Annotated in this window: 9 protein-coding genes; 5 read left to right on the top strand and 4 right to left on the bottom strand. The window is 44.9% G+C overall.

Going from position 1 to position 14,655, the window contains the following annotated elements; translation table 11 throughout:
- The first annotated feature begins 118 nt into the window (after positions 1-118).
- On the top strand, positions 119-1,597 hold the full coding sequence (locus NYE35_RS01210) for an alpha/beta hydrolase (protein WP_094902866.1): 1,479 nt from the start codon (positions 119-121) through the stop codon (positions 1,595-1,597).
- On the opposite strand, the gene NYE35_RS01205 is transcribed toward NYE35_RS01210, so the two are convergent.
- Together NYE35_RS01205 and NYE35_RS01200 are read right to left on the bottom strand one after the other, a co-directional pair.
- Complete coding sequence (locus NYE35_RS01205) at positions 1,579-2,553, bottom strand: MerR family transcriptional regulator (RefSeq protein ID WP_254924616.1); 975 nt, start codon at positions 2,551-2,553, stop codon at positions 1,579-1,581. The two genes, NYE35_RS01210 and NYE35_RS01205, sit on opposite strands and share 19 nt — an antisense overlap.
- Before the next feature lie 457 nt (positions 2,554-3,010).
- The gene (locus tag NYE35_RS01200; RefSeq protein WP_094902862.1) at positions 3,011-4,351 is read right to left on the bottom strand and encodes an aminotransferase-like domain-containing protein; all 1,341 of its coding nucleotides are present in this window, start codon (positions 4,349-4,351) and stop codon (positions 3,011-3,013) included.
- A gap of 142 nt (positions 4,352-4,493) precedes the next feature.
- Here NYE35_RS01200 and NYE35_RS01195 point away from each other — a divergent pair, with 142 nt between their 5' ends.
- Positions 4,494-5,417: a DMT family transporter gene (locus NYE35_RS01195; protein ID WP_341119908.1), complete on the top strand. Its 924-nt coding sequence runs from the start codon at positions 4,494-4,496 to the stop codon at positions 5,415-5,417.
- 96 nt (positions 5,418-5,513) lie between these two features.
- Here NYE35_RS01195 and NYE35_RS01190 read toward each other — a convergent pair whose 3' ends face one another.
- The gene (locus NYE35_RS01190; protein ID WP_341119907.1) at positions 5,514-6,161 is read right to left on the bottom strand and encodes a hypothetical protein; all 648 of its coding nucleotides are present in this window, start codon (positions 6,159-6,161) and stop codon (positions 5,514-5,516) included.
- Between the two features lie 160 nt (positions 6,162-6,321).
- Between NYE35_RS01190 and NYE35_RS01185 the strand changes: the two genes are divergently transcribed.
- From NYE35_RS01185 to NYE35_RS01175, 3 genes are all read left to right on the top strand, one after another.
- Positions 6,322-7,059, top strand: a complete 738-nt coding sequence (locus tag NYE35_RS01185; RefSeq protein WP_038568175.1) for a response regulator transcription factor — start codon at positions 6,322-6,324, stop codon at positions 7,057-7,059.
- A complete protein-coding gene (locus NYE35_RS01180; RefSeq protein WP_341119906.1) occupies positions 7,037-8,389 on the top strand; it encodes a sensor histidine kinase in 1,353 nt (450 codons plus the stop codon). The genes NYE35_RS01185 and NYE35_RS01180 overlap by 23 nt, the downstream gene beginning before the upstream one ends.
- An 847-nt stretch (positions 8,390-9,236) precedes the next feature.
- The gene (locus tag NYE35_RS01175; protein WP_038568170.1) at positions 9,237-9,992 is read left to right on the top strand and encodes an SDR family NAD(P)-dependent oxidoreductase; all 756 of its coding nucleotides are present in this window, start codon (positions 9,237-9,239) and stop codon (positions 9,990-9,992) included.
- 103 nt (positions 9,993-10,095) lie between these two features.
- On the opposite strand, the gene NYE35_RS01170 is transcribed toward NYE35_RS01175, so the two are convergent.
- The gene (locus NYE35_RS01170; RefSeq protein ID WP_341119905.1) at positions 10,096-14,415 is read right to left on the bottom strand and encodes a glycosyl hydrolase; all 4,320 of its coding nucleotides are present in this window, start codon (positions 14,413-14,415) and stop codon (positions 10,096-10,098) included.
- Positions 14,416-14,655 lie beyond the last annotated feature (240 nt).

Raw genomic sequence — 14,655 nt, 5'->3', positions numbered from 1 at the left:
AAATAATCCTCTAAATATAGTGAAGTCACAGCGAGCAATTGATTCTCCCCTAACAGGAGGTTTTATACTTGGATTCAGTACAGCAGCCAGAAAAGAAAACCAAGGAGGATTATAGATTATGAGATTACTTGAAATCACACTTGTCTTATTTAATGTATTGTTGTTGGGTTGGCTAACCTTAGGACGGCCCAAAACACAGCGCGGGTGGCTGATCGGCGGCGGGATTTCTACTGCTTTACTGCTTATCCATGCATTCGTGGAAGGGTTGCGGTGGCCGATGATTCCAGTGTATCTGATCACACTGTGGGCAATCGTGGGCGGAACAAGACTTTTCTTCCGATCCGCAGCAAAGGCAGCAAGAAAACCGCAACGGCGTTGGAAAACACTAGTGCTGACTGGAGTTGGGGCGGTTTATGCTGCCATTTCCATTGCTTTGCCCCTCCTGTTCCCTGTATTTTCTTTTGCGGAGCCCACAGGTCCTTACAAGATAGGAACCGTCACCTACCATTGGACCGATTCTGCACGGGAAGAAAAGTTCACGGAAACATCCGGTGACTCCCGTGAATTAATGGTGCAAATCTGGTATCCAGCAAGTTCGGAGGCTACAGGGAGCCCAGCGCCATATTTATCTGATCCGACTCCGTATGTAGAAGGACTACATGAATTTTTACAATTGCCGGAGTTTTTATTCTCAGGATTAAAACTGGCCAACACCCACGCTATTGCGAATGCCGGTTTGGCAGATACGGAAACTAAATATCCGGTGCTTCTTTTCTCGCATGGATTTATGGGCTACAAAAATCAGAACACCTTTCAAGTCGAGCAATTGGCAAGCCACGGCTATATTGTCGTAGGGATTGAACATGCTTATAGCAGCGTAGCTTCGGTATTTCCAGACAAGTCTGTGGTGAAGTTTGATTCAGAAGGAAAAACAGGCTATGAGCAAATGAAGTATTCTTTTATGGATCGGCGTAATGAAATCTGGGTAGAAGATACTAAGTATGTGCTGGATCAAATGGAGGCCTTATCTGCGGACGATCCTAGTGGTCTGTTTACAGGCCGGATCGATCTTGAACATATGGGCATGTTCGGTCATTCCTTTGGGGGAGCCACAACGGTGCAGATGCTGATAGAGGATCAAAGAATTCAAGCAGGCATTGATATGGATGGGGTGCTTTACGGTGAAAAGCGGATTCCTGCAGACGGCTTGAAGAAACCTTTTCTGCTCATGAGTGCCGATGACACCTTAAAAGGAGTAGACCAAACCAGCGATGCTGAAATCGCCGCACTAGGGACGGATAGGAAAGAGATTACAGCCTACTATAATGAGCTATTCGCACGGTATGAGCCAGTAACTGCAGGCGGGAACTATTGGCTGACCTTCAAACACAGCAAGCACATGAGCTTCTCAGATCTATATCTGCTTACCCCCTTGTTTGAATGGATGGAAGATGTAGATGTGCGCGGAACACATGAGCTGATTAATGAGTATACGCTGGATTTTTTTGACCATTATTTAAAAGGACAGCCCTTGCAATATTTGAATAACAACCTGGGAGACCATCCGAAGTATACACTTCAACAAGGTGCGGAATGAGAATTCTCCTGCGCAAGCTTCCATTCTAGCCCTTCCATCAGCAAGGCGTTGCCTCTCACAATAACATCCCATTTGGGATTGAGGAGCAAGCATAGTTTATTAAAGCGTTCTATCCGTTCGGTAGCAGCAGTTTGCATCAAATGAGCATATTGGCGGAAAAAGGCAGCTTTATCGCGGAACTGATCTGGACCTGCATACATCATCACAAAATCTTCAACAATTGCCTGTACAACAGCGCTGTCTGCTGATAGTTTTTGTTGCAAGGCTGCTTCCACCCGAATTCGGATATTCTCCAGCGTCCGAATCCAAACCGCAGCGGGAACGCGGGGATGTCTAACCATATTGAAAAAAGGCAGCTCAAATCGGACAAGCTCCTCCATGTACTGTGTATCGTTCATAAGTGCTTGTAGTTGGTTCCAAGCTACGGTTTGCGCGGCTGTCACTTTGACTTCATTCATAATATATTTATTGAACAAATATAAAAAGGTATCCCGCCATTCGGACGGCAATTGACCGAGCGGCTGTATTTCTTCTATTTTACTGGAGATGAACTGGGTTCGCTTATCAGCATTCATGGACAAAGAGTCCACCAGCTCATTCATGTAATCCATGGAATCACCTGTTGAGACATGCTCTTGGGCTTGGCGCAGAATCGAAATCATATTGGTCAGCGTACTGACCTGGGTCTCCAAAGCTTCAATCTGCCAGTTGAGTGCTGTAGTGAGCTGGATTTCTCCAGCGATAACTTGGCGAATCTCGTCAATGCCGAAGTCCAAATAACGTAACGTTGTGATCAGCCGCAGGCGGGAAATATCTTCAGGAGTATATAAACGGTGCCCGCCTTCGCTGTGGCTGGATGGTTTCAATAGATCGATATCGTCATAATAACGAACGGTTTTAATGGTTGTGCCCAGCAGCTTAGCCACCTCGCCGATGGTTTTCGTATCTTTACGCAAGTGATCACCCTTTTTGATGGAATCATACGATGTTGGAATGGATTGTACCGAAAGGAACGACAGCTTTCAATTTGCTTGTTGCTGATACTCGCTACCCAAGCAAAGATGGATAAAGCATCTTGGTAATTTGCACTTAGCCAATTCGATATCGGATACAGCTGACCTTAAAGCGGCTTTTTCCCACTTTTAGAGTGCTATCGGACCCCACAGCAGTTGTTAGCGTGAACACCACTCAATATGATCACTTTCTACTTGAATAGCGGCGCTGGGGTCCGAAACTCTGCTCCAAAGGCTAAAAACTAGCAAATAACGTCATCTAGGTCCGCATGACTCGGCCGAAGATTGCACCAGAAAATGTGTTCGGATATTTATAGAGAAACCAGGGATTACTGACCTTTTATTATAGATGGCTCCCAGCATTTCGACCATTATTATCCACTCATTTATTGCTGCGCTCTCAGCGTATTTCTTGCATTACCTGTTCAATGCCAGAGCGAATATCCGGCTCTTTTACACTGGATACATTAAGCTTTAGAATCTTCTCTTTATTAAAAGAGGGCAGATACCCGCTGTCCGCCATTTCGATGCGAATGAACTTTTTTTGCAGACGTTTGATCATCTGTTCTGTCTTTACGCTGTCACTAAGCTTCAGATACGTATGCACACCAAGCTGGCCGGTTGGATGGTAGGAATAATGCTGTGCTGTCGCTGTATCTAACTCTCTCATAATCGATTCATGGAGCAGCGCGGATCTTTTTTCGTAGCAGGAACGCATCTTTTTTCGGTGGCGCTCGAACATTCCGCTTTTCAGATACAACTCCAGGGCAGCCTGAGACAGCATAGAGCTATCTATATCCATCAGTCTTTTGAATCGGTTAAAAGAGTCACACAGGACCTCTGGCAGTACAGCGACACCGACACGCAGGCCCGGAAATATAATTTTGGAAAAGCTTTTTAAATAGATCACATGGGAAGCATCGTCATAAGCGTAGATCGGATCCTCTTTTGCATCCTGCTCCAAGTCCGCCATGTAGTCATCCTCAACGATGTATACATCGTATTTAGCTGCTAGCTGAGCAATCGCCTTCTTCTGGGTACGGGTATAGGAGACGCCAAGCGGATTATGAAATCGCGGGACGGTATAAAAGAACTTGAACTGGCCTGTCTTAAATAACCGCTCTAATTCATTCAAGTCAATCCCAGCATCCGAACGCTTTATCCCCTCTGTCTCAATGCCATACGTCTTCAGATATTCCATAAACAACGGGTAACCCGGCTGCTCAATCAGCACTCGCTGCCTGCCATTCGGAAAAGGAATTCGGGTCAATACGCCAAGCGCCTGCTGCACACCTGAGGTAATAAAAATCTGATCCGGATTGGCAAATACCTGATAAGAAGCCAGATGGCGCTGCATTTCACGAATAAGAGAAGGAAGCCCCTGCGGCGTTCCATAGATGAACAAGTCATTGCGATACATATCAATCGCTTTATTAATACAATGTTGGAAATCCAGATACGGAAAAATATCCGGGTCGGGTGCAGACACCGTAAAATCGATCCAATGTGCACCTTCGTCTTTTCGCTGTCCGCTTCGTTTCATGACATAATAACCACTTTTTGAGGCGGCATAGATTAAATGTTTGTCCTGAAGATCCTGCAACGCGCGAATAACCGTACTTTTACTACATCCATAACGTAAGGACAACTCCCGGATAGACGGTAATTTATCCCCCTCACGATACGTATCCTCGGCGATTTGCAATTCCAGCTCGTTGATTAACTCCGAATACTTATACATCCCTTTCACCTTCCTCCAAGCTTATTCTGTACCGGTACAGATGAATAATAATTACATTGTAGCACAGCTACTCTAGCCTTAGAATAAAGAGCAGAACAGGACCGGTACCTAAATGCGCGCAACACTTTGGAGGTCTTTACTAATGAATACATCTTCTACTCAAAAAGCGATAGCAGCAGCTGTCTTGAATGCTATTATTGTCGGGTTTTCCTTTATATTTGTAAAAATGGCCCTAACCGTCTCGGATCCTTTTGATACGCTAGCTCATCGCTTCACGTTATCTTTCCTTGCCGCTTCTTTATTTACTTTTCCAGGGTGGGGGCGGGTGAAGTTTGGAATATCCAAGGCCGCAGTGATCATCCCACTGGCTTTAATGTATCCAGCGTTGTATTTCACCCTTCAAGCGTATGGACTTCTGTATACAACCTCCGCTGTAGCGGGTATTATTCAGGCAACAATGCCCATCTTCACCATCCTTTTGGCGGCGATGTTCTTAAAGGAAACCACGAGCAGCTTCCAAAAGATCTCTACATTAATCTCAGTTGCAGGCATTATTCTTATCTTTGCCATTCCAGGTTTGAGTATCTCTTCTTCTAGTCTTTGGGGCGTCTTGCTCATCCTAATCTCAGCTTTATCCCTTGCCGGTTATAATGTTGCGGCTCGGAAGCTGACACTTACCTGGAGTCCCAAAGAACTTACCTATATGATTACTTTGTTCGGATTTATATTTTTTAATGGACTGGCGATCATTAAGCATGGTTCGGCAGGAACCTTGGATCAGTATTTCACACCCTTTCAAGAGCCCAAATTTATATTCTCCATGCTCTATCTCGGCGTACTCTCCTCCCTCGTGACCTCCTTCCTCTCCAACTATGCTTTATCACGGATGGAAGCTTCACGCGTGAGCATTTTCGGCAGTCTTTCAACAGTTGTCTCTATTCTCGGTGGTGTACTTCTGCTGAATGAGCAACTGGAATGGTACCATTGGACTGGTACAGTGATGATCATCGCCGGGGTGATCGGTGTGAACTGGCGGAAGCAAGTAAGGGCCAAAGGCAAAGCGTGAAGATTGATATGCATACAAAAAAGACACCCCGCGAGGTGTCTTTTATCTTTACCCTTTTCAGTATCTCTATTCTGTATCAAGCCTCGCTAATCGCCGTTATTTGGCTGTTTCAAGCTCCTTGATCTTCTCTTTATATTGATCCAACAGATTAGCTAAAGCTTCCTTGATCACAATCGCATCTTTGGATTTAGCGGCACTATTCAGATCATCTTGGGCTTTGAAAAAAGCTTTATCCGCGTCGCTAAGATCTGGAATGGAAATAGCAATTGAAGTCGCGTCTACAGCTTTAATTGAAGTAGTAATATTGCTATCTACCTTCATATCATCGACTACAGGTACTACTTCAAGGTTACGACCAGCTTCAATATATCCCGCAGGTAGAGCTTCGGTGGATAGTATTTCTTTTGATAATTGAACTCCCTCCACCAGTTCCGCAGGCACAAGCTCGGCAACTCCGGTTACACTAAATCCAGCAACCTTATAATACTGATCCAAGGTGTTCTTCCAGTCTTCTTGGGTATTAGGTGCGTAGGTCTTAGCCAACTCCAGGGGATCTACCCAATCAATAGTGGTCACTTTAGTGGCAATTGTTCCTTTAGAGGCAGCAGTAACCACCGCTGCGGCCGTTGTTTTCGTGTTTCCGTCTTGTGCTCCACTTGCTGCGTTCGTTGCAGACGGTGCAGCAACGGCGGACACTAGCAGGGCGGACAGCGCTAACTTTTTAAATAACATCTGTTGATTCATAAATACAACACTCCTCGTCGATTCGAATGATCTTACAAGACCAAGCTTACAAAAGGGGTGTGGCAGAACATTGGTTAATTTGTGGAAAAACGATGGCAGCCACCCCTACCCACCTCTGGATTGATATACTTGTAGGAGAATAATCTGGAGGTAACCCGAAATGAATAATCCATACCTCATTGCCGTAGTCGACGATGATGAACATATACGCAATCTTGTTGAAGCTTATTTACAAAAAGAAAATTACCACACCATCGGCCTTGGCAGCGCTGAGGAAGCATGGACCTTGTGGCAGACAAGCCCCCCGGATATGTGGGTACTTGATGTTATGCTCCCCGGCATGGATGGTTATGAGTTCTGTAAAAGGATTCGTAACGAAGCCGAAGTACCGATTATTATGATCTCCGCAAGAGATAATGAAGTGGATAAAATATTAGGATTGGAGCTTGGCAGTGACGATTATCTAGTCAAGCCGTTCAGTCCTCGTGAGTTAGTCGCCCGGATCAAACGGCAGCTTCAACGCTGGTACAAACTGAGTAATCAGGCCGAAAAGTTGCACAGTCAGGCCACTTCCACCCGTCTTGAAATCGACCAGCTTCTACTATTGCCGGAAGAAAGACGTGTATTCTGGTGTGGTGAAGAGGTGGACTTGACCAGCAAGGAATTCACCATGCTAAAAGTATTCGCGGATGCCCCTAACCGGGCATTTACAAGAGATGAGCTGCTGAGCTATGTGTGGGGAGACGATTATTTTGGAAGTGATCGCGCCGTGGATCATCTAATTAAACGGATGCGCAAAAAACTGGAGCATTTGCCCATTGAGGCAGTATGGGGGCACGGATACCGCATGAGAACAGATGGGGGTGAGCATACGAATGAAACTAGCACATCAGATTAATTTAGCCTTTAGTATTGCATTGGTATTGCTACTATCTATTACTGCTGTCGTGATCCATTTTGTACTACTCAACCATTTTGTCGGAACACAAAAAGAGGATTTAAGAACCATTGGTGCGGCGATGTCAGCTACATTGACTGAAGAAAGTAAATACATCGGGGAGATTGGCACTCAGCTGGAAGCTCTGCCCGTGACCATACCTTCTCTAAGCACTGCAGGCGTCGAAGCCATTCTTAGCGATGAAACAGGAAAAGTCTTGTCCACATCATCAGAGATGAGTTCAATTGCAATAAACTACGATGCCAAGAGTGTCACAGGCCAAGCCACTGAGCTCCAGAACATTTGGAATGGAACAGATACACGGTATATTACTGAAGTGAAGGCTACACCTATAGGCACGCTAACTTTACTAACCCCTATGAGCGCAGTCACTGCTATTGAACAAGCTTTGCTCAAAAGACTGCTGATCGTTTTCAGTGCAGCGGGAGCATTTATGTTCCTATTTGGCCTATTTATCACCAAGAAGCTGATTCAACCTCTAATGAGGCTGCAACAAGAACTCTGCAAAGTCAAAGAACGCCGCTTCTCAGATGTTAAATTAATTAAAGCTGGTGGAGAGCTTGGATCCGTCGCTCAATCGGTATATGACATGGCAGATGAATTAAATCGTTTCAACCATGTGCAGAAACAATTTTTCCAGAATGCGTCTCATGAATTAAAAACCCCCTTAATGTCCATTTCCGGCTACGCTGAAGGGATTAAGGATGGTGTTTTTGAAGGTGAGAATGTAGTAAAAGGGCTAGACATTATCATGAGCGAAAGCAGCCGCTTGAAGAAGCTCGTGTCCGAAATGACTTTACTTGCGAAGCTGGACAGCGAGGAAGATATATTCAAGCCTACGGAAATTTGTTTAAAAGATCTACTGACAGAAACCATCGAAAGAATGAACCCTCTATTGATGAAAAAAGAATTAACCCTCCATATCTCCCACGATCATCAAGATTCTCTTACGATCCGCGCGGATAGGGATAAGCTGCTACAGGCGCTTCTTAATGTAGTATCGAATGCCACACGTTACGCTAACCAACATATCTATATCCATGTTTCGGTCAAGGAGGGCCGGTCCCTGATATCCGTAAGTGACGATGGTCCTGGAATTTCGGACGATCTGCTCCCCTATCTCTTCCATCGGTTTGTAAAAGGAAAAGACGGAGAATCCGGACTTGGACTGGCTATTTCCCGCGCAATCATCGAGCGTTGTGGAGGTCAGATCAGCGCAGGCAACCGCAGAAATGGCGGTGCGGTCATCTCGATGGGGTTTCCCTTATAATTATTCGTAAGAGGCTGTCTCAAAAGTAGTGAACTCTACTTGGGGGCAGCTTCTTTTTTATGGAATGGAATTGAAAAGAAAAGTAATGGATTTTACTGTGCCATATGACACCACGCGTAGTGTTCTATGATATTGGGTTGGGCGGTTGGGCGGTGGGCGATAGGCGGTGGGGCGGTGAGCGGCGGTGAGCGTAGGCGGTGGGCGTAGGCGGTGAGCGTAGGCGGTGAGCGTAGGCGGTGGGCGTAGGCAGTGGGCGGTGGGCGTAGGCAGTGGGCGGTGGGCGTAGGCAGTGGGCGGTGGGCGACTTGCTAGGTGTGATTTTCGTACGGCTTGCGGTAGGGTTTAAACTAATTAGGGAAAAACTCCCTGAAAATAGCCGATATTCGCTCTAAATGCACGAAATCAGGGAAAAACTCCCTAATAATTAGGGGGATTTCTTAATTAGTTACTAAATCTACTGAAAAATCAGGTAAGTTTTCCCTAATTATAAGTCTGATGAACAGAAATCTCTGAATTTCAGGGAGAAATTCCCTAATTACTCTATAAATATTTCACTTATTGCATCACTTGCAGCATCACTTGGTGCGACACATGAATCATCAATTGCTCATCAATTGGTGCGCCGCTTAATTCAATCGCTCAACATGTACATAAGAGCTGGAATAGGCGTCATCAGCTGCTGAAACATTCATCATCCCCCTCTATATTCATCTTGGGAAATGATGCCGTTTCTACTTCATGGTAAATATAGCTACTATTTTGGGTAATATATAGTCGAAGTAACAATTACACCTTACCTCGAATAAGAGTTAGATACTACATTTTTTCACAAAAAGGAGATCACAACATGAGCAGACTTGCAGGAAAAGTAGCTATTATTACTGGTGGAGCAGGCGGCATTGGTAAAGGGATGGCCCTGGCTTTTGTTAAAGAAGGCGCTAAGGTAGCTATTATTGACCTCAATGAAGAAACCGGCAAAGAAACAATTAAAGAATTACAAGAATATCAACCTGAATCTATCTTTATTCAAGCGAACCTCAAGGAACACGATAAAATAGCTCACCTTGTTAAACAAGTAGCTGATAAATTCGGAAAAATAGATATTTTAGTAAACAATGCCCACGCATCCAGAATGAAATCTATCGAAGAAACTACACAGGCTGATTTCGATTTATCTTTTGATACAGGCTTCTATCCAACCTTCTATTTCATGCAAGCAGCACTACCCTATTTAAAAGAAACTCAAGGTAAAATTATTAACTTTGCATCGGGTGCTGGCCTCAACGGTGATACCAATCAAGGAACATATGCTGCTGCAAAAGAAGCCATCCGTGGAATTACCCGGGTAGCCGCTAATGAATTTGGTCCATTTGGAATCAACGTAAACATCATTGCTCCAATTGCTAATTCCCCTGGCATGATTGAATGGGCAGAAGCAAACCCTGAGTATTACCAAAACATGATTTCAAAAATTCCTTTGAGAAGATTGGGTGAACTGGAAAGTGATATTGGTCGTGTTGCGGTATTCCTAGCGAGTGAAGATTCCGATTATATTACGGGCCAGACTATCATGGTAGATGGCGGATCTATTAAGCTTCGTTAATTTCAAGCAGATTCTCGTAGACCTTAAAATGAATAAATTTGATGCTAAATAAATAAGCCGGAAGTGAACATCGTGAAATGTTCGCTTCCGGCTTTACTACTTTCTATTTAATCGTGATTTCGTCCACATATACGGTAGCACTACCTAGAGGATCAGTTGCTGTGGTCATGACTTGCACGCCAATCGCTTGGGTCAAATTACGATCTGCTACCTTGCTGATATCCAGTGTTAGTGTAGTAAATCCATTGGCATCTACTGGTGCAGCCGTAGAAGCAGTCCATGTTCCCCAGCTTGAGCCACTTTGGGTAAACAACTGAGCCATTACACCGCTAACATCGCTTGCATCAATAGGTACAACCTTGATTTTAAGCGTAATTGTTGATGCATTCGCTAAGTTGGTAACCACCATACGACGCAGCTGGAATTGCCCTCCATTCAATGTTAAGTCCGCTTGCATCGAGTGAGTTCCCTCAGCATACACAGCATTGCTCACAGATAGATTCTGAGCCAGTGCTGTATTATATTTATTATTTTCATCCACATTGATGCTGAAGCCTTGCAGTGTATTGTCCTCGAAGCCATAGACGACAGCTTCAGGTGCAGTACCATTCTTCAGGGTCCGAACATCATCCAGATACAACGTAGAAGTTCCCGTACCGCTGAATCCCTCGAGCTTGATACCTATGGCTTTTACACTATTAAGATCAGCAATACCTGCCAAGTTGAGCGAAACCGTAGTAAATCCGCTCGAATCTACTTTCACAGCTCCACTGTCAGCCCAAGACCAGGTTGATCCCGTCTTAATATACAAACGTGCATCCGCTTTTCCGTTCGACAGTTTAATTTGTGCGCTTAATTTATCTACCGCGCTCAGATCCAGACTGCCATTTTTACTGAGCTCAAAAGCTCCACCTGAATCGAGTGAGAACAAGGCGCTTAACGAATGAGTTCCCTCAGCAGCCTCATCAGTCGAGATCACTGCCGCGCTTGCACTGGCATTATTTTGCTCTACTGTCCAGTCCTGAGTATCTTTTTCGAAGCCATACAATAGCTTCGCCTGTTCTGGCGTGCTGCCAGGGCCTTCGCCCCCGTTAGGAACGCCACCCGTTCCATCATTAAACGCTGTAATATCGTCGAAGTAGAGCGTACCAGACGTACTTGCTACTGCTTCCTTTTTATTTACGTAGATAGACACTGCCCGAATGTCCTTAAGGTTCTCTTTAGTGATTACTTTACCAGCATTTCCTGTATCCCATGGCGCTGGAGCGAACTGGCTGAATGGAATTTCCACCATGCCAGGTGTCGTACCTGCCAGTGAAGGATAAGCTTCAAAAGAGATGCCGCTTGCATTGACCTGAATAACAAGCTTGTGGTCACTACCATCAGGTGCAATCCAGAGCTTCAATTTGTTGGCGTCCGACCAGTCGGCATTATTCATGTTTTTGGTACGACCTGTATAACCTTGACCATCCACATTATAATCGAACCTCAGGCCATACTTGCCATCATTTTTATGGTCCGCATCAAGTGAGATCGTATTTAGATCGCCCGCAGGACTTAATGCCGCACGAAGTAATTCATCATTCCCTTTGTAATTCTCAAAAGTATCTACAACCAATGGATCCCCATTGCCCTGCACGTCACTTACAAAGATTTGGATCGTTTGTGAAAGTACAGAACCATCCTTTGCATAGGACTTAACAGTAAGCATCACGCCAGATTCGTCGAAGGCTACACCTGGCGTCCAATCTGCCAAGTAATAGAAACCTTCTGCGTCAGCTGCCATGCTGTACTCTGTTGTGTCATCCCCAATCAGGTAGGTTACTTTATCCACGTCTTGATTTAACACACGAACACGAAGGGTCGATGCTTTTGTCGTGGGCACTGTTTGGTTTGCCGTTGGTGAGACAATGTGTAAAAAAGGTTGCTCGGCTTCTGTAGTTACCTGTTTCGAATAAGCATCCGCAACAGCCACCTCATGGCTGAAGCTTGTATACGGATCATTATAATAGTCCACAAAATCAGGGAGCAGTTCATGATCCCCTAGTCCGTTTGGAGCATTTCTATAAGGGACAAAGATAGAATCTGTATTGAAATTCGCCCAAGTCTGCATGTAGGCCATCCGTTTAGCATCCGGATCAGACTGCAGTGCAGAGATTAGCTTGGTAAAGAACTTCAGGTCCTTCGTGCCGGTTGGCTTCACACCCGAATAACCGAACTCAGTAAATGCTGCAATTTTCCCCTTATCATCCGCCAGCTTCGAAATCAGCTTAGCATCCTTCACGACTGAATCAAACCAACCCTCAGTTGTTCCGTCATAATAATTATCGAAGCCAAGGATATCGACATAGTCATCTCCCGGATACGTCTCAAGGAAGGTCGCATCTGTGCCGTTAAACGGACTTCCCGGTGAGAACGCATACAAGAAGTTATGCACATCTTTTTTGTCCCGTAAATATTCAACGGTATAACGATAAATTTCAGCATACTGCTCCTTCGTACGGTAAGGCGCACCCCACCAGAACCAGCCACCATTTTGCTCGTGGAATGGACGGAAAATGACCGGAATAGCTTTACCATTATCATCTTTTAAGTTATTCGCAAAGTCCGCAATCATATCCAGGAATGCATTAAATTCTGCATGTTTGTCACCACCGGGTAATATATGCGTAAGCACATTCCCTTTGGTGTCATAAAAGTCCTTTCCTGTGACGAAGTTCGGCATATGTGAGCTTAATGTAAGCACGCCGCCTTTTTCATAAGCAGATTTCATCACGCCGATTAATTTATCACGATTCTCCAGCTTGGTTGCGCCTAGATCGCCTGGTTTCTCAAAACCTTCAAGACTAAGCGTATCCCAGCCGAACAGGCCCGGAAGGTCGCCTACTGCATTCTCGACCTCAGACTGCGTTCCGTCCTTTTCAGTAATAGAAAGTCCTTCTGTAGTAGCATGCTGATGTCCAAACAAGATCTCACTGCCGCGGATATCCTGTAAGTAGGCGAATAGTGATTTAGTCTCACTACTTGCATCAACATCCGCTAAATTCTCGATACGTCCCACAGGACCCGTCGGGTCGGTCGGTGTCGGTGTTGCTGTTGGTGTTGCTGTTGGTGTTGCCGTTGGTGTCGGTGTTTCCGTTGCTGTTGGTGTTGCTGTCGCTGTAGGTGCCGCGGTTGGATTAGTCGGGCCTGCCGGCGTTGTTGATGAACCCGATGCCGAGCTAGGCGCTGGGGTAGCCGTTGCTACAGGACCTTGATTGCCTTTGATAATGACAATTGTGCCAGGAGCAATGGGCTTACCGTTCAACGTTACTCCTGTTGCTTTAACGTCCGCTTTTGCAATGTCGCCCTGACCAGAAATGGTGGTTCCAGTCGCTTTATCAGCAACGTTTAGATTTGCAATCGATGCGCCTTCACCTAGGATCAGTCCCACAGTTCTATTTAGAATTCCCGTGGTGATCATCGTCCCAATTCCAAACTCCAGCCTTGCTAGACTATCTACCGTTAGCTGAGAGATTTGGGTTGTACCACTCGTGAGGACACGAACCTCACCCTCTTTACGATTTATATTTACTTTGCCTAATGAGCTATTCTTAATAAGAATGGAGTTTACCCCGCCACCTGCAATAAATGTGGTGCCCGTAACCTTAATGCCCTCAAGGGTCACTTCGCCGTTACCGATCCCAGCGGTTAGATACAGGTTTCCGTTTATCGTTGCATTTTTTAACACAACACCATCATGATTAACGACTACATTTCCAGAAACTATTCCTCCTTCAAAGCTCCCAGATTGCGAGTAATAACTCTTCACTATTTTATTAATTAACGTTATAACTTCGGCACGGGTGATCCTTCCAAGCGGCTTAAAGGTTCCATCCTCATACCCTGTGATCAATCCTGAGAGCGCATCAACTGCATCCTTAGCATAAGCTTGAATCTGAGAGGAATCATTAAATCCACTCAATGATGAAGCGCTTTCAGTAGCTTGAAGAGTAAATATCCGAGCCAACATCGTCACCGCATCCTGACGCGTTATATAATCAGTAGCTTGTGCTTTATTCTCTGAGTATCCTTCATAATACCCAGCATATCGTGCCAACGAAAGCTGATCTGCATACCAATCGGTCGCTTTTACATCGGAAAAAGATTGATCTGACTTCATATAGAAACCGAATACCTTATTCAAGATCGTAGCAAACTCAGCTCTTGTAATTCCTTCATTGGGATGAAAAGAACCATCCTGATACCCGTTTAAAACGCCATTTTCTACCCACTTCGCAATATTTTGTTGTGCCCAGTGACCCTGTGTATCACCGAATCCAACAGTGGATGGTGCTGCTGCTGCAGAAATTACAGAAGGGATAGGAGACATTATCATTGCACAGGCAAGTATACTCCCCAGCCACTTTTTCGCTTTTTTCATTCCTAATTCTCCTTCGAAAATGAATGGATTTGATAATAAGAATAGCCAACCAGCTGTTATGAACCCAATAACTATCTGTCCTTATAGAAGACAATTACAGACCTACTCGCTAACTATTCACCTCCACATCTCCAACTTTGTTATTGATAACAAACGCTAACAAAAACTTCTTATTTCGTTACACATTCCGGTATATGCAAGATTATAGCGGTTACATTGGCATAAAACAATCAAAATATC

Origin of the sequence: Paenibacillus sp. FSL L8-0494 (genome assembly GCF_038003695.1) — a bacterium.
GTDB classification, from domain to species: domain Bacteria; phylum Bacillota; class Bacilli; order Paenibacillales; family Paenibacillaceae; genus Paenibacillus_AQ; species Paenibacillus_AQ odorifer.
The sequence above is the reverse complement of the archived record's forward strand: the minus strand, read 5'-3'. Positions and strand labels throughout refer to the sequence as shown.